Source organism: Rothia nasimurium, assembly GCF_928391935.1.
In the GTDB taxonomy this organism is placed as follows: Bacteria; Actinomycetota; Actinomycetes; order Actinomycetales; family Micrococcaceae; genus Rothia; species Rothia nasimurium_D.
Map to the genome: position 1 here is coordinate 1 of NZ_CAKMTD010000004.1, position 15,102 is coordinate 15,102.

At 62.2% G+C, this 15,102-nt stretch carries 13 protein-coding genes; 10 read left to right on the forward strand and 3 right to left on the reverse strand.

What is annotated here, in order from left to right; genetic code table 11:
- Nucleotides 1-162 precede the first annotated feature (162 nt).
- Nucleotides 163-966 (reverse strand): exodeoxyribonuclease III, encoded by an 804-nt coding sequence (locus L7A15_RS05655; protein ID WP_237189539.1) that lies wholly within the window; start codon nucleotides 964-966, stop codon nucleotides 163-165.
- 179 nt (nucleotides 967-1,145) lie between these two features.
- Between L7A15_RS05655 and L7A15_RS05660 the strand changes: the two genes are divergently transcribed.
- Genes L7A15_RS05660 through L7A15_RS05675 form a run of 4 tightly spaced genes read left to right on the forward strand, consistent with a single transcriptional unit; the run spans nucleotide 1,146 to nucleotide 4,536 of the window.
- On the forward strand, nucleotides 1,146-2,276 hold the full coding sequence (locus tag L7A15_RS05660; protein ID WP_237208638.1) for an ABC transporter ATP-binding protein: 1,131 nt from the start codon (nucleotides 1,146-1,148) through the stop codon (nucleotides 2,274-2,276).
- Nucleotides 2,273-2,950, forward strand: a complete 678-nt coding sequence (locus L7A15_RS05665) for an ABC transporter permease (RefSeq protein ID WP_237208637.1) — start codon at nucleotides 2,273-2,275, stop codon at nucleotides 2,948-2,950. The genes L7A15_RS05660 and L7A15_RS05665 overlap by 4 nt, the downstream gene beginning before the upstream one ends.
- Nucleotides 2,947-3,603, forward strand: a complete 657-nt coding sequence (locus L7A15_RS05670) for an ABC transporter permease (RefSeq protein WP_237208636.1) — start codon at nucleotides 2,947-2,949, stop codon at nucleotides 3,601-3,603. The genes L7A15_RS05665 and L7A15_RS05670 overlap by 4 nt, the downstream gene beginning before the upstream one ends.
- Nucleotides 3,604-3,609: 6 nt before the next feature.
- Entirely contained in the window at nucleotides 3,610-4,536 is a 927-nt protein-coding gene (locus tag L7A15_RS05675) for an ABC transporter substrate-binding protein (protein ID WP_237208635.1), read from the forward strand.
- Nucleotides 4,537-4,813: 277 nt separating this feature from the next.
- Here L7A15_RS05675 and L7A15_RS05680 read toward each other — a convergent pair whose 3' ends face one another.
- On the reverse strand, nucleotides 4,814-6,259 hold the full coding sequence (locus L7A15_RS05680; RefSeq protein ID WP_237189536.1) for a glyceraldehyde-3-phosphate dehydrogenase: 1,446 nt from the start codon (nucleotides 6,257-6,259) through the stop codon (nucleotides 4,814-4,816).
- 226 nt (nucleotides 6,260-6,485) lie between these two features.
- On the opposite strand from L7A15_RS05680, the gene L7A15_RS05685 reads away from it, so the two are divergent.
- The 4 genes from L7A15_RS05685 to L7A15_RS05700 all read left to right on the forward strand — a co-directional run bounded on the left by L7A15_RS05685 (nucleotide 6,486) and on the right by L7A15_RS05700 (nucleotide 9,746).
- Nucleotides 6,486-7,430, forward strand: a complete 945-nt coding sequence (locus L7A15_RS05685; protein WP_237200648.1) for a carbohydrate kinase family protein — start codon at nucleotides 6,486-6,488, stop codon at nucleotides 7,428-7,430.
- A gap of 138 nt (nucleotides 7,431-7,568) precedes the next feature.
- The gene (locus L7A15_RS05690; RefSeq protein WP_237200647.1) at nucleotides 7,569-8,087 is read left to right on the forward strand and encodes a YbhB/YbcL family Raf kinase inhibitor-like protein; all 519 of its coding nucleotides are present in this window, start codon (nucleotides 7,569-7,571) and stop codon (nucleotides 8,085-8,087) included.
- Nucleotides 8,088-8,097: 10 nt separating this feature from the next.
- On the forward strand, nucleotides 8,098-8,922 hold the full coding sequence (locus tag L7A15_RS05695; protein ID WP_237189533.1) for an HAD-IIB family hydrolase: 825 nt from the start codon (nucleotides 8,098-8,100) through the stop codon (nucleotides 8,920-8,922).
- A gap of 35 nt (nucleotides 8,923-8,957) precedes the next feature.
- On the forward strand, nucleotides 8,958-9,746 hold the full coding sequence (locus L7A15_RS05700) for a glycerophosphodiester phosphodiesterase family protein (protein ID WP_237208634.1): 789 nt from the start codon (nucleotides 8,958-8,960) through the stop codon (nucleotides 9,744-9,746).
- 77 nt (nucleotides 9,747-9,823) lie between these two features.
- Here L7A15_RS05700 and L7A15_RS05705 read toward each other — a convergent pair whose 3' ends face one another.
- Nucleotides 9,824-11,170: a uracil-xanthine permease family protein gene (locus tag L7A15_RS05705; protein ID WP_237208633.1), complete on the reverse strand. Its 1,347-nt coding sequence runs from the start codon at nucleotides 11,168-11,170 to the stop codon at nucleotides 9,824-9,826.
- 295 nt (nucleotides 11,171-11,465) lie between these two features.
- On the opposite strand from L7A15_RS05705, the gene L7A15_RS05710 reads away from it, so the two are divergent.
- Both L7A15_RS05710 and L7A15_RS05715 read left to right on the forward strand, forming a co-directional pair.
- Nucleotides 11,466-14,585: a Na+/H+ antiporter subunit A gene (locus tag L7A15_RS05710; RefSeq protein ID WP_237208632.1), complete on the forward strand. Its 3,120-nt coding sequence runs from the start codon at nucleotides 11,466-11,468 to the stop codon at nucleotides 14,583-14,585.
- Between the two features lie 3 nt (nucleotides 14,586-14,588).
- A complete protein-coding gene (locus L7A15_RS05715; protein WP_237189529.1) occupies nucleotides 14,589-15,101 on the forward strand; it encodes a Na(+)/H(+) antiporter subunit C in 513 nt (170 codons plus the stop codon).
- Nucleotide 15,102: the final 1 nt, after the last annotated feature.

Here is a 15,102-nt window from a genome sequence, read left to right on the forward strand (position 1 = left end):
GCTGCCACACCGAGGATTTCCCGTCGGGGGCTAGATATATGCTTCCGGAGCATATACTTTCCGGAAACCTACAGGTCAATCCGTGAAAATCCGCGATTCCGGACACACTTTTTGACCCTTAACCCGCAATCCCCGGACTGTCGGGCGGGGGCGTCCGCTCAGCTAGCTAATCTCAACAATCACCGGGGCATGGTCCGAAGCGCCCTTGCCCTTTCGCTCTTCTCTATCAATCTCAGCGCCCACAACTCGCTGGGCCAGCGCGGGGGAGTAGAGCTGAAAATCAATGCGCATGCCCTCATTCTTGGGGAAGCGTAGCTTGGTGTAATCCCAGTAGGTGTAGGGCACCGTGGTGTGTTCACGGGCCACATCAACCAGCCCCAGAGGCTCTTCAAGAAAAGCCCTAAAGGCTGCCCGCTCAGGCTCGGTCACGTGGGTCATCTGGTTTTCCCTAAAGAAGTCGATATCCCACACATCCTCGTCGCGGGGAGCGATATTGAAGTCTCCTACCAGGGCAAACTGCGCCGCGGGGTCCTGCTCTAGCCAGCTGGCGGCGTCCTTGCGAAGCTCTTCCAGCCAGGCCAGCTTGTAGGGCATATGCGGGTCGTCGATACCGCGACCGTTAGGCACGTAGAGGCTCCACACCCGAACCCCGCCGCAGGTTGCCCCGATAGCGCGGGCCTCAACGACGGCGTCCTCACCGGGCTTGCCAAAAGCGGGCTGGTTGGTGAAGGTGCGCTGAATATCCTCAAGCCCCACGCGGGAGGCGAGAGCCACCCCGTTCCACTGTGACAGACCGAAATGGGCCACCTCGTAGCCGGAGTACTCAAAAATTTCGTAGGGGAAGGTCTCGTCGGTGGCCTTGGTTTCTTGGATGGCGAGCACGTCCACGTCGCTGCGCTCTAGCCAATCTTCCACGCGGTCGGCGCGGGCACGGATAGAATTCACGTTCCAGGTAGCAATTTTCATGTCACCAGCCTAGCAACCGACCTGCCGCCTTAAAAGTGCAACTGCCCTATCACTTTTAGCAGGGCATGCGCATTTATGACAGGGTACTTGCTGTTTTAGAACCTGCTGGAATAGGGTGGAACCCACGGGTGTTAGGTTGCTGGAGCAAAACCTTCCCCGCCTCAAACGAAAGAGCAAGTATGGCAGCGGCCCCCGCTATTGAATTCCGGTCGGTCACCAAGAAATACGGTGACACGGCGGTGGTAGATAACCTCACCCTCAGCATTCCTCAGGGAAAAATCACGGTCTTTGTGGGGCCCTCGGGCTGCGGTAAAACCACATCCCTGCGCATGATCAACCGCATGGTCGAGCACACCGACGGTGAGATTCTGGTGCGCGGCGAAGCCAATACCGCCCGCCCTGTTCACGAACTGCGCCGCTCCATTGGCTACGTGCTGCAGCAGGCTGGGCTCATGCCTCATCAGAGCGTGCTCGATAACATCACCACCGTTCCCCGCCTCAAGGGGGTAGCCAAGAAACAGGCTCGTGCTGAAGCCCTGGAACTTCTCGATACCGTGGGCCTAAATCGTGCCTCTGCTAGCAAGTACCCGGCCCAGCTCTCGGGTGGTCAGGCCCAGCGTGTGGGTGTGGCCCGCGCCCTGGCAGGCCAATCAGACATACTCCTGATGGACGAACCCTTTAGCGCTATTGACCCTGTTGTGCGTGCGGATTTACAGCAGAGCCTTCTCGACCTGCAGCAGAAGCTCCACCGCACCATCGTCTTCGTCACCCACGATATCGACGAGGCTGTGCTTCTGGGTGACTACATCGCTGTTTTTGCACCCGGCGGCACCATCGCCCAGTTCGGTACCCCCGAAGAGATTTTGCGCGCCCCTGCCTGTGACTACGTTGCTTCATTTGTGGGGCGCGACCGCGGTATGCGCCGCCTGACCTTTGCCGGAGCTGAGAATGTGGCAGTTAGCCCCCTGCAGGCCGCTGAGGGCGAGGGCTGGCAGCTGAGGCTAGCGGACGGACGCCCCGACGGTTGGCTTACCGGCGGTAGGCACCTGCCCGGTGGCTCCCTTTTCGTGCGGGGAGGAACCCTGCGTGATGCCCTGGATTCTGTTCTTTCTTCTCCCTCGGGCTGGGGCGTGGCTGTAGATGAGCAGGGCAAGGCTATAGGCCTGCTGGAGGCCGACAGTGTGCTTGAAGCAACCCGGCAGGAGCGCTACCTGCGCTACGGCCTAGAAGCTCCGTGGGCCCGTGCCGAGAGTGCCGACTCCGGCGAGAACCCTGCGGACGCGCCGTCCGACGGCGGGGCGTCCGCATGAACTGGTTTCTAGCCAACCTGCCCTATATCGGGCAGCTCACCGCCCTGCACCTGGCGCAATCGGTCATACCTGTGCTGGTGGGCTTCGTCCTTGCCCTGCCACTGGCCCGCCTGGCGCTGGGACGGCGGGCAGACGGGCGCTCCACCGAGGCCTATACCCGCACAGGACGTCTGCGTAAAGGAGCGGTGGTGAACGGGGCGTCCCTGCTCTACACCGTGCCCTCACTAGCGCTTTTCGTGCTCATGCCCCTGGTGCTGGGAACTTCTATTACTTCCCCGATCAACGTCTACGTGGCCCTGACCGTCTATGTGCTGGCCATGATGGTGCGCAGCGCTGTAGACGCCTTCGAATCGGTCTCACCCATCACCCTGGAGGCGGCCACCGCCGTAGGCTACACCCCGCTGCGCCGCTTCTGGCAGGTGGAACTACCGCTCTCGCTACCGGTGATGATTGCGGGCCTGCGCGTTGCCCTGGTCTCCAATATCTCCATGGTCTCGGTGGGTGCAGTGATCGGCATTCAGTCCCTCGGTACCCTCTTCACCGATGGGCTGCGCCGCGACCTGCCGGCTGAAATTATCACCGGAATCGTGCTTACCCTCGTCCTGGCTCTCGCTCTTGACCGCCTCCTGGCCCTGACCGGCGCCGGGCTCACCCGCTGGAGGAACCCCTCATGATTTTTCAGGACGTCTGGGCCTGGTTCACCGCCCCCGGCGCCTGGGCGGGCGCTGGCGGTATCTGGCAGCGTCTCGGTGAGCACCTGGCCTACTCCGGCCTGGTGCTGCTGATAGCAGCGGCTATTGCCCTGCCGCTGGGTGCCTGGGTCGGTCATACCGGTAAGGGGGAAAACCTGGTGGTTGCCCTGACCGGTGCCCTGCGAGCCCTCCCCACCCTGGGCCTGCTCACCCTCTTTGCCCTCTGGCTGGGACTGGGGCTGACCGCACCCGCTCTAGCTCTGGTGATTCTTGCCCTTGCCCCGCTTCTGGCGGGAACCTACGCCGGTATCGCAGCTGTTGACCCGGTGACTAAGGACGCCGCCCGCGCCCAGGGCATGACCGGCTGGCAGGTGCTCACCCGGGTGGAAATCCCCGTAGCCCTGCCCCTGATTTTTGGTGGTATCCGTAATGCTGCCCTCCAGGTCATTGCCACGGTCACCGTGGTTGCCTACATCAACCTCGGGGGTCTAGGCCGCTACCTTATCGACGGTCTGGCTGTGCGCGACTACCCCCGCATGGTCGCAGCCGTCGTGCTGGTTGCTGCCCTGGCCCTTCTCGTCGATGCCCTCCTTGCCCTCATTCAGCGGGCTCTCACCTACCCCGGACTAAGGTAAACACCTATGACTTCACCCCGCCTCACCCGACGCTCCCTTTTCGCCGGGGCAGGACTCGCCGCCGGGGCTCTCGGCCTTTCCGCCTGCGGTCTTGACGGCTCCACCGCCTTCGGCAGTGGAAGCACCACCGGCACCATTACCGTGGGTTCAGCCGACTTCACCGAATCGCAAATTATCGCCGAAATCTATGCCGCAGCTCTGCGTGCCAGCGGCCTGGACGCCACGACCAGCCCCGCCATTGGCGCCCGCGAAGCCTACCTCGGGGCCCTGCGCGAAGGCACTGTGTCGGTAGTACCCGACTACTCCGGCAACCTCTTGCTCTACTTCGACGCCCAGACCGCAGCCGTCACCGCCGAAGAAATTGTGCGGGCTCTCCCCGCCGCCCTGCCCGAGGAGCTGGGCGTTCTGGCAGCCTCGCAGGCAGAGAACAAGGACTCCCTGGTCGTCACCGCCGCTACCGCCGAAGAACACGGTCTGACCAGCCTGGACGACCTCACCGCCCTCAGCGGCCAGCTCAGCTTGGGCGCACCCCCGGAATTCGCTGAGCGAGCCTACGGGCTACCCGGCCTGGAGCGCCTCTATAGCTTCACACCGGCCTCCTTCGAACCTATCAACGATGGCGGCGGGCCGCTCACCGTCTCAGCCCTGGCCGACGGCACCGTTGATATCGTGGATCTTTTCTCCACCGACCCCGCCATCACCGCCAACAACTTCGTGGTGCTTGAGGACCCCAAAAACATGATCCTGGCCCAGCAGGTACTGCCCGTCATCAACACCCGCCAGGTGTCGGTAGCAGCGGCCCGTGTGCTCGATGAGATCTCAGCCCTACTCACCACCGAGGCCCTGATTGAACTAAACACGCGTGTCTCCGGCGCCGAAAAAGCAGCCCCCGCCACCGCGGCAGGGGACTGGGTGAGCGAGAACTTCGCGTAACCTGGAATCCTTGGCGGACGGGCTTACGTTTGCTGCCTCTTCAGGGGCGGGGCGGAAGTTGCAAGCCAGCTGGCTCGATGAAGTGAGCGAGTGCGTCAGCACGCAAGAGCGAACGGAATCCGCCGCAAGGCGGGGCGTGAATCGCGACGAGCCCCCAGGCGAGGAGTGAGAGGGTCGCTGGCGGCAACTTCCGCCCCAACCCCTATAAAGCAGGTGCCCCCGGCCTCACTAGCCGGGGGCACCTGCTTTTGCGCGGGCGTCCGCGCCCTTGGGCCTGCTAGGCCGCTGCGGGGAAGCTCTGTAGCTTGCCGCCGATCATGGTCTCAAGCACACGAATCACCTGGCAGGAGTAGCCAAACTCGTTGTCGTACCAGACGTACAGAATAGCGTTATCGTCACCGGAGGTGATGGTGGCCAGGCCGTCCACGACACCGGCGGCGCGGGAGCCAACGAAGTCGGTTGAGACGACCTCGTGGGAGTCGGTGTAGTCAATCTGACGGCGCAGGTTAGAGCGCAGGGAGCGTTCACGCAGCAGGTTATTCAGTTCTTCCTTAGAGCCGACGGGCTTCTCAAGCTGCAGGCTCAAGATAGCCATAGACACATCGGGGGTGGGAACGCGGATAGCGTTACCGGTCAGCTTGCCCTCCAGCTGGGGCAGGGCCTTAGACACTGCCTTAGCGGCACCGGTTTCGGTAATGACCATGTTCAGGGCAGCGGAGCGGCCCCGGCGATCGCCCTTGTGGAAGTTATCAATCAGGTTCTGGTCATTGGTGAAGGAGTGGACGGTCTCAACGTGGCCGCGCTTGACCCCGAAGACCTCGTCCATGACGGCCAGTACGGGGGTAATGGCGTTGGTGGTGCAGGAGGCAGCAGACAGGACGGTGTCGCTATCTTCGATGATGTCGTCGTTGACGCCGCAGACGATATTCTTCACGCCCTTGCCGGGGGCAGTCAGCAGAACCCGCGCCACTCCCTTAGATTCAAGGTGGCGAGAGAGGCCCTCCTTGTCGCGCCAGCGGCCGGTGTTATCAACCACGATTGCGTCCTCGATGCCGTGGGCGGTGTAATCAACCTCAGCCGGATCAGAAGCGTAAATGAACTTGATAGGGGTGCCGTTGGCAATGATGGTGGAGTTCTCTTCGTCCACGCGGATAGTGCCCTTGAAGGCGCCGTGGACCGAGTCGCGACGCAGCAGGGAGGCCCGCTTGTGCAGGTCGTTGTCGGTGTTCTTACGAACCACCACGGCGCGGAGCTTGGGGCCGGGGCCGGTGGAGCGCTCCAGCAGAATACGGGCCAGCAGACGGCCAATGCGGCCGAAACCGTAGAGGACGACGTCCTGGGCCTTAGCCTCAATCTGGCCCTTCTTGCCCACGACGGGGGCGAGCTCATCACGCAGGAAGGTTTCAAGGTCATCGGCGCCAGAAGCCTCGAACTTGTGCTGCAGGCTGGCCAAATCCAGGGAGCAAGCGCCCAAATCAAGGGTAGAAACCAGCTCAAGAATGGCCAGGGAATCAGCCGGGTCAAGCTCGACATTGTCAATCTGGCGGGCGAAACGGTGGGCCTTCAGAATCTGGATAACGGACTTGTTGATGAGGCTGTGGCCGTGGATGGACACAACGACGTTGTTCTCGCGGTTCAGCTTGCCAATCAGGGGGATCGCGGCCTCAGCTTCAGCCTCAGAGGCGAGCCACTGGTCGTGAGCGTTTTCGGCAGAAATAGTCATAGGGTGACCTCTTCCTCGATGAGTAGCGTCGTTGAACTCATCGGTTAGCAGCGCGTCGGTGCGCTGGTAGCTAGCTAGTGACGGGCACGCCTTCCCAAGCCGGACGCAGGTGGTTCGGTTGAGGTGGGCGCTCTAGGGTTTAGTCTAGTAGTTTGTTCACTCACATGTGGAGTTTGTGACGCGAAAGTTCAGTGAGGTCCGGGATACACCCGGTAAAATTTTGTTCATGCTAACAGTCATTGGCGAAGCCCTCGTAGATGTTGTCCAGCGCCCCGGCGCAGAGTCCCACGCCCACCCCGGCGGTTCCCCCATGAACGTCGCTGTTGGCGTGTCCCGTCTGGGCCATGAAGCGCAGTTTATTGGCCGCTACGGGAGCGACGCCTATGGCGAACTGATTGAGGCGCATTTGAAGGCCTCCGGTGTGATCCTGCCGGTGGGTGCTGACGCCAAGAAGACCTCGGTGGCTCAGGCAAATATCGGTGAAACCGGGGCAGCTGAGTACGAATTCGATATCGACTGGTCCCTGGACGCTGCCGAAGAGGCCCTGCGGGAGGTTGCCCAGACTGCAACTGCCGTCCACGTCGGTTCTATCGGGGCCATGCTGGAGCCGGGGGCGTCGGCCGTCCTTGCCACCATTAAAGAAGCCTCAAGCCGCGCCCTCATCTCTTACGACCCCAACTGCCGCCCCTCCATCGTCCCGGACGCCGCCGAGGCCCGCGCCTGGGCTGAGAGCATCGTCAAGCACTCGGACGTCGTTAAGGCCTCCGACGAGGACCTCCTGTGGCTCTACCCCCACCGCACTCTTGAAGAATCAGCGCAGGCCTGGCTCGACCTAGGGGCCTCTCTGGTTGTTGTCACCCGCGGCGAAATGGGCCCCTGGGCCGTGACCCGCAAGACCTCCCCGGAGGGCCTGGCCCTACCGGCCTACAGGGTTGAGGTGGCCGATACCGTCGGTGCCGGTGACTCCCTGATGGCCGCCCTCATTGCCGCCCTGCTGGATCGCGGCATCGAAGGAAAGGGCTCCCGGGCTGCCATCGAGCTGCTGAACAAGGAGGAGCTGAAGGAAATCCTGGCCTTTGCCGTGATTGCCGCCGGTATCACTGTTTCCCGAGAGGGCGCCAACCCGCCCACCCGCGAGGAACTCAACGCCGTCCTCTTCCCCGAGAACTAACCCCACCCAGCGGGTAGGGACCAGGAAAGTCTGAAATGACCACCAGCCAGGTGGTCATTTCAGACTTTCCTGGTCCTTTTCTGTCGTAAGGTAGTTCTAAAGCACCACCGCACGCCAATCAACGACGAGGAGGCCCCCGTGCTCAACCGCGAACCCTACGCAGACCTGCCCGACCTGCCCACCTTCACCCTGACGTCCGACGATGTGCAGGACGGCGCCCCGGCTCCCGCCTGGATGCGCTCAGCCATCTTCGGTATTGAGGGTGGCGAAGACACCAGCCCGCAGCTGACCTGGAGCGGATTCCCCGAAGAAACCAAGTCCTTCGTCATTACCTGCTTTGACCCGGACGCCCCCACCCCCAGCGGCTTCTGGCACTGGGTAGCTTCCAACGTCCCTGTCAGTGTGACCTCCCTGGAACGCGGCGGCGCTACCACCCTGGCGGCCACCAAGCACCGCAATGACGGGGGAACCCGCGACTTCCTGGGGGCTGCTCCACCGGCTGGCCACGGCCCCCACCGCTACATTTTCTGCGTCACCGCTGTGGATGTTGAGAAGCTGGAGGTTGACGAGGACGCCTCCCCGGCCGTCGTGAACTTCAACCTTTTCTTCCACGGGATTGCCCGCGCTTTTCTGACCGTCACCCACGAAGAGAACTAGAATCTAGAGCATGATTAAACTGATTGCCAGCGACCTGGACGGAACCCTCATCGGCGAAGACATGAGGTTCCGGCCGCGTACCCTACAGGCCCTCCACGCGGCTGCGGACGCTGGTATCAGAATCATCTTTATCACCGGCCGTCCCCTGCGCTGGATGGGCCCCGTCTTTGAGCAGCTGGGGGCCGAATGGAACGGCGAGAACTCCTACGCTTTTTGCTCCAACGGGGCGGTCACCTACGATTTGGCCCGCGGTGAAGTGGTGGCAACCCGCGTCATGACTGGCGCCCAGGTGCGGGAACTCCACGCGGAGCTAGAGGCCACCTTCCCCGGGGCCCTCTTCATCGCAGAGACCCTGAATGAAGTCTTTATCCAGGGGGGTGCCTACGAGCCCCACGTTGATGAGCGCGATAGCAAGGCGGTCCAGGGGCAGATCCTTGACCTGGTGGCTGAGGACGCTGAAATCGTGAAATACCTGATTTTTCAGGACGGGGCCACCCCGGCTGACCTGCTGGAGCAGATCCGGTCTGTGGTGGGGGAGCGGGCCACGGCAACCCGCTCAGTGCCCTACCAGCCCCTGGTTGAGATTGCCCAGCGCGGCCTGCACAAGGGCCGGGTGCTGGCTGACTTCGCAGCTGAGCACGGCATTGAAGCTGCCGACATTGCGGCTTTTGGCGACATGCCCAACGACCTGGAAATGCTGACCTGGGCTGGGCACGGCTACGCTATGGCGTCGGGCCTGCCTGAGGTCCAGCAGAAGGTGGGGCGTATTTGCCCGGCCTTTGACGAGGACGGCGTTGCCCAAATTATCGAAAGCATGATGAGCCCGCAGGGCTAGCGGCTGGGCCGGGGATAAACCCTATACTGGTTGCTATGTCTGAGAAAGCCCGCACCTGTCTCACCTTCGCCCACCGGGGCTTGGCCACCACCAGCGCTGAGAACACCCTCGAAGCCTTCCGCGCCGCTGTCGCCGCTGGTGCCCAGTGGATAGAAACTGACGTTAACACCACTGCCGACGGGCAGATTGTGGTTTTCCATGACCCCACCCTCAACCGCATGGCAGGCCGCTCCGGGGTTATTGGGCAGATGACCTGGAGTGAGCTCAAGGACTGTGAACTGATCGGTGGTGGCCGGATTCCCCTCCTGAGCGAGGCGCTTGCAGCCTTCCCCGAGATTCCCTTCAACATTGACCTCAAAGACGCCGCCTCTGCTGAAAACATCGCCCAGGTGCTGCGTGAGGCCGGGGCTGAACACAGGGTGCGTCTGGCCTCCTTTAGCGAAGCCCGCCTGCGGGGTGCCCACCGCCGCCTGCGAGAGGCTGGCCTGCCGGTGCAGATGAGTGCGTCAAAGAAGATCTTTACCCTCTTTTTCCTGCTGTCCCGCCTGTCCCCGCGTATCTGGCCTGCCCTGCAGAAGGTGGGCGGGCGCGTCCTGACCCCCTTTGATTCCTTGCAGATCCCTGACCACCATGTGATAGCTGGGCGTCGAATCAACCTGATTGACCGGCGGCTGCTGGAGGCGGCCCGCCGCTCCGGGGTGCAGGTGCATGTGTGGACGATCGACGATGAGCCCACCATGCGGAGGCTGCTAGCCCTGGGGGTGGACGGAATCGTCACCAACCGCACCGACCTGCTCACGGCCGTCCTCGCCTCCTCCCGGTAGGTACCATTTAAAACAGAAAAACCCACCTGACTGGTGGGTTTTTCCGATTTAGATGGTACCTACTGCCAGGTGAGGGGCTAGTGGACGTCGCCCTTAGCCTCGGTCGGGGTCAGCGGCTCCGGGTGGGCCTTCGACGCCTTATTGAGCGCCGCCATCAGGTGGTAAACCACCAGGGTCGCGGCGGTACCCAGGGCAATACCGGCGAACTGCAGGTCGCCAATATCCCAGGTGTAGTCGGCAATACCCACAATCAGGGCCACGGACGCGGCGGTCAGGTTGACCTGGTTGGAGAAGTCCACGCGGTTCTCAACCCAGATACGCACACCCAGCATGCCAATCATGCCGTACAGCACGGTAGCAGCGCCGCCCAGCACACCGGCAGGCACAGACGCCACAGCCGCACCAAAGACCGGGAAGATCGAGAGCAGGACGGCGAAAATCGCAGCAACCCAGTAGGCAGCAGTGGAGTAGACCTTGGTTGCCGCCATAACACCGATGTTTTCGGCGTAGGTGGTGGTGCCCGAACCGCCACCGGCACCGGCTAGGGTGGTAGCCAGGCCGTCCGCCATGAGGGCGCGGCCGGAGTACTTATCGAGATTATCCCCGGTCATCAGCGCAACGGACTTCACATGGCCGATATTCTCGGCAACCAGCACCAGAATGACGGGGATGAAGAGGCCAGCCAGGTTCCAGTGGAATTCGGGGTGCTGGAAGTGGGGCAGGCCAATCAGGCCCTGCTCGGCCCAGGTCTTTTCGATGGTGGTGAAGTCAACCTCGCCACGCAGCACAGCGGTGATGTAGCCAATGACGACGCCCAGCAGAATTGACAGGCGGCCAATCATGCCCTTGAAGAGCACGGAAATCAGGATGATGGAGCTCAGCGTCACCAGGGCGGTCACGGGGGCTTCCATGAAGTTGTTCTTGGCGGACGGTGCCAGGTTGAAGCCAATCAGGGCCACGATGGAGCCGGTGACGACCGGGGGCATGAGCCTGGTCAGCCAGCCGGTTCCGGCGACCTGAACAATCAGGCCAACAATGAACAGGGAGACACCGGCCATGACGATACCGCCCAGGGCACCGCCGGGGCCGTACTGGTTGGTAGCCGCGGCTAGGGGCGCGATGAAGGCGAAGGACGAACCCAGGTAGGAGGGCACACGTCCTGCGGTGATCAGCAGGAAGAGCATGGTGCCTATACCCGAGAAGAAGAGGGTAGTGGCCGGCGGGAATCCGGTGAGCAGGGGCACCAGGAAGGTCGCACCAAACATGGCCACGACGTGCTGGGCGCCGATACCGATGGTGCGGCCCCAGGTGAGGCGTTCGAGGGGACGGACGACGCCGCCGGGAGTGATGTTCTTGCCGTCGCCATGCAGGGACCAGGCGAGGCCAAGCTGAGAGCCCTTTCCGGGCTGGGAACCGTTAGACATGAGATGCTTTCGCAGTATGTGGGTAAATCGTCCTTATTCTACGCCCGTTGGGGAGGTGACAGAGGGCAGTGTGCTTGTGAGATGCGGGGTTTCTTTCGAAATGCGGTAAGAATATCCGCATTTCGAAAGAAACCCCGCAGTTCGTAAAGCGCCTACCTACCACCAGGAGCCTGATGAGATGTGGATCATCGACAGGTAAACTAAGTATGCCTACTCTTTTAAGAGGAGTGTTTCCCTGGCCGTCCTCGCCCTGTGTGCGACGGCTCCCACCGCCACCGACCCCAAGGGCCGATACGTGACCATAGTTCTTGCGCTTTTCACACTGCTGTCAATAGCGACCCCCTGGCTTTACCGCCGCCTGAGCACCTCAACCTTCTACCTCCTCGCCGCTGTTCCCGCAGGCGTCCTGGCCCTGGTGCTGAGCAAAACCCGCCAGATTCTTGGCGGAACCCCCTGGAGTGAGAGCTACCAGTGGATCCCCGAGCTCGACATGGCCCTCACCTTCCGCATGGACACCCTGGCCTGGGTCATGAGCTTGCTGGTGCTCGGGGTAGGCTCCCTGGTGCTCTTCTACTGTGCAAGCTACTTCAAACATTCCACCGGTGATAACGGCCAGTTTGCCGCCTACCTGTTCGGCTTCGCCGGGGCTATGTTTGGCCTGGTCACGGCAGATGATTTCATCCTGATGTTCATCTTCTGGGAAATCACCACCATTCTCTCCTACCTGCTCATTGGCTACTCCCGCCACCGTCTTACCGCCCGCCGTTCAGCCCTTCAGGCCCTGACCCTCACGACGGCAGGTGGCCTGGCTATGCTGGTTGGTATCGTCATGCTGGGCTACAGCCTGGGCACTTACTCCCTGACCGAGCTGGTTGAGCGGGGCCCGGACGTCCTGGCCGCCGCCCAGGCAGGAACCGGGGAGCTGAGCTACGGCATGCTCTCAGCTGCCCTCGTCCTGATTCTCTGCGGGGCCCTGTCCAAGTCAGCGATTTTCCCCCTGCACTTCTGGCTGCCCGGTGCCATGGCCGCCCCGACCCCCGTCTCTGCCTACCTGCATGCTGCAGCCATGGTCAAGGCCGGTATTTATATTCTGTTGCGCCTGGCCCCTGGCTACGGTGAGGTGGCTATCTGGCAGAACGTCCTGGTTATTTTCGGTGCCTTTACCATGGTGTTCGGCGGCTGGAGCGCCCTCAAGCAGACTGACCTCAAACTGATCCTGGCCTACGGTACTGTCTCCCAGCTGGGTTTCTTGGCCCTGGTGATTTCTGGGGGAACACCGGACGCCCTCTACGCGGCTATGGCCCTCATGGTAGCCCACTCCCTCTTCAAGGCAACCCTCTTCCTCTCGGTCGGTATCATCGACCACCAGTCCGGCACCCGTGACATCCACAAACTCTCAGGCATCTACCGCCGGGCCCCTAAGCTGGCTACGGTCGCAACCATCTCAGCGGCCTCCATGGCCGGTATCCCGCCCCTGGCTGGCTTCGTAGCTAAAGAGGCTGTCCTCGAAACCTACCTCACCCCCAATGGCGGCTGGCAGGGCGGTATCGCCCTAGCCGCTATCGTCCTCGGCTCGGTGCTGACCTTCGCCTACTCCGCCCGCTTCGTCTGGGGGGCTTTTGCCGTCAAGCCCTACGCTTACATGCACAAGGAAGGCGTCAAATACTGCCAGGACGCCCGCACCCCGGCTGTGCTGACCAGCGGCGAGAAACTTGACACCGGCGTCCTCAACCAGGTGCTGACCCGGAGCCGACGCGGCGTTAAGCTCAGCCCGGATACCGCCTTCCACCCGGTGTCCTGGAACTTCCTTTTCGCCCCGGCCCTGCTCACCGCTCTCACCCTGGTCTACGGACTCTACCCCGAGCCCGTCCACCTCTTCGTGGAGCCTGCCCTGGAGGTCTTCCCAGCTACTGCGCCTGACCTGCACCTCCACCTGGCCCTCTGGCACGGGGTCACTCCGGCCCTGCTGACTTCCCTGGCGATCATGGCGGTTGGGGTGTTGTTGTTTGTCTTCCGTAAGCACATTGAAGAGCTTCAGCTGGCCCTGCCCAGTTTCCGCTCGGCTTCTGTGGTTTACCGCGACCTCATTGACGGCCTTGACCGCCTGGCTGTGTGGGTCACCGGTATGACCCAGCGAGGCTCCTTGGGCTTCTACCTGGGCGTTATTCTTATTACCGCCGTGGTTGTGCCCTTCGCGGCCCTCTTCATCAATGAAACCCCGCCGCTGGCGAATGTGCGTGTTTCAGAGTCACCGGCCCAGTGGTCTATTGCCGTGGTGATGATTGTGGCTGCCCTGGTTGTGGTCTTTGTGCGGAAGCGATTCCTGGCCATCATGATGGTGTCAGTGACCGGCTACGGCATGGCCATTCTCTTCGCCCTGCGGAGCGCCCCCGACCTGGCCACCACCCAGCTGCTGGTGGAAACCATCGTGCTGGTGGCCTTCGTCCTTGCTATGCGTGTTCTGCCCCGCCAGATTCCCCGCATCCGCTCTAAGGACGGTAAGGACGGGGCTCACAAGACCCTGCGAATCATCATCGCCCTGGGCTTTGCCGCCCTCATGATGGCCCTGGCCATGTTCACCTTCTCATCCCGCTCCCTGGCGCCTATCTCCCTGGATATGCCGCGACTGGCCTACGAGATTGGCCACGGCTACAACGTCGTGAACGTGACCCTGGTCGATATGCGCGGCTGGGATACCTTCGGTGAAATCTCGGTGCTGGCCCTGGCCGCGACCGGCGTCGCCTCCCTGCTCTTTATTGAAGGACGCGCGGACTCAGGTTCCGCCCGCAGGCTCGACACCCAGGCCATGAAGAAGATAGAACTGTCTTTCGCCAAGCGCACCCAGATCACCGTGGCCCAGCGCGTGGCGGGCCGGTTCTCGTCGGTTGAGCGTGACCCCTTTATCGTGGCCGGACGCACCCTGCCCCCCGAGTCCCGCTCGATCCTGCTGGAGGTTATGACCCGCCTGCTCTTCCACACCCTGATTATGGTCAGCTTCTACATGCTGATTGCCGGGCACAACCTGCCCGGCGGTGGCTTCGCCGGTGGCCTCATGGTCGGTCTAGCCTTTGCCGTGCGCTATCTGGCCGGTGGTGGGGCTGAGCTCCGCGCTGCCTCCCCGGTGTCAGCAGGTACCTTCCTGGGTGCAGGCCTGGGCATTGCCACCCTCTACGCCCTGGCCCCGGCCCTGTGGGGCGACCCCATCTTCTCCAGCTACGTTATTGACTTCTGGCTGCCGGTCTTTGGTGATGTCCACTTCGTTACCGCCACCATCTTCGATATCGGCGTCTACCTGCTGGTCATCGGCCTGGTCCTCGACATCCTGCGTAGCCTGGGCGAACGAATCGACCAGAAACTGATCGCCGAACGGCGTAAGAAAGAAAAGCAGGCCCGAGACAAGGCACGAAAGGCATAAACCATGATTATTGACCTCAGCCTGATTCTCGTGATGGGCGTGCTCTACGCCGTCGGGGTCTACCTGATCCTTGACCGCTCCATGACCCGCGTCCTCTTGGGCCTCATGCTCATGACCAACGCAACCAATATTCTGATCCTGCACGCGGGCGGCCCGGCTGGCCTGGCCCCCTTCTACGACAAGAACGTGGCCGCTGAAGACTACTCCGACCCCCTCCCGCAGGCCCTGATTCTGACCGCTATCGTGATTTCCTGTGCCGTGACCGCCCTGGTGCTGGGTATTATCTACCGCTCCTGGCTGCTCTCTAAGGCCGATGAAATCACCGACGACGCCGAAGATATCCGCGTTGCCGAGCAGGACGCCTTCGATAAGGAAGAGGACGCCGCTGCCGAGTTCGATTCCTCAGAGTTCGACGCCGACGAAGAAACCCGCGAAAAAGAGTTCGCCCAAGCCGAAGAGAAGAAGAAAATCAGCCAGACTCAAGCCCAGCCCCTCGTGGCCCGAAAGGGGGACTAGT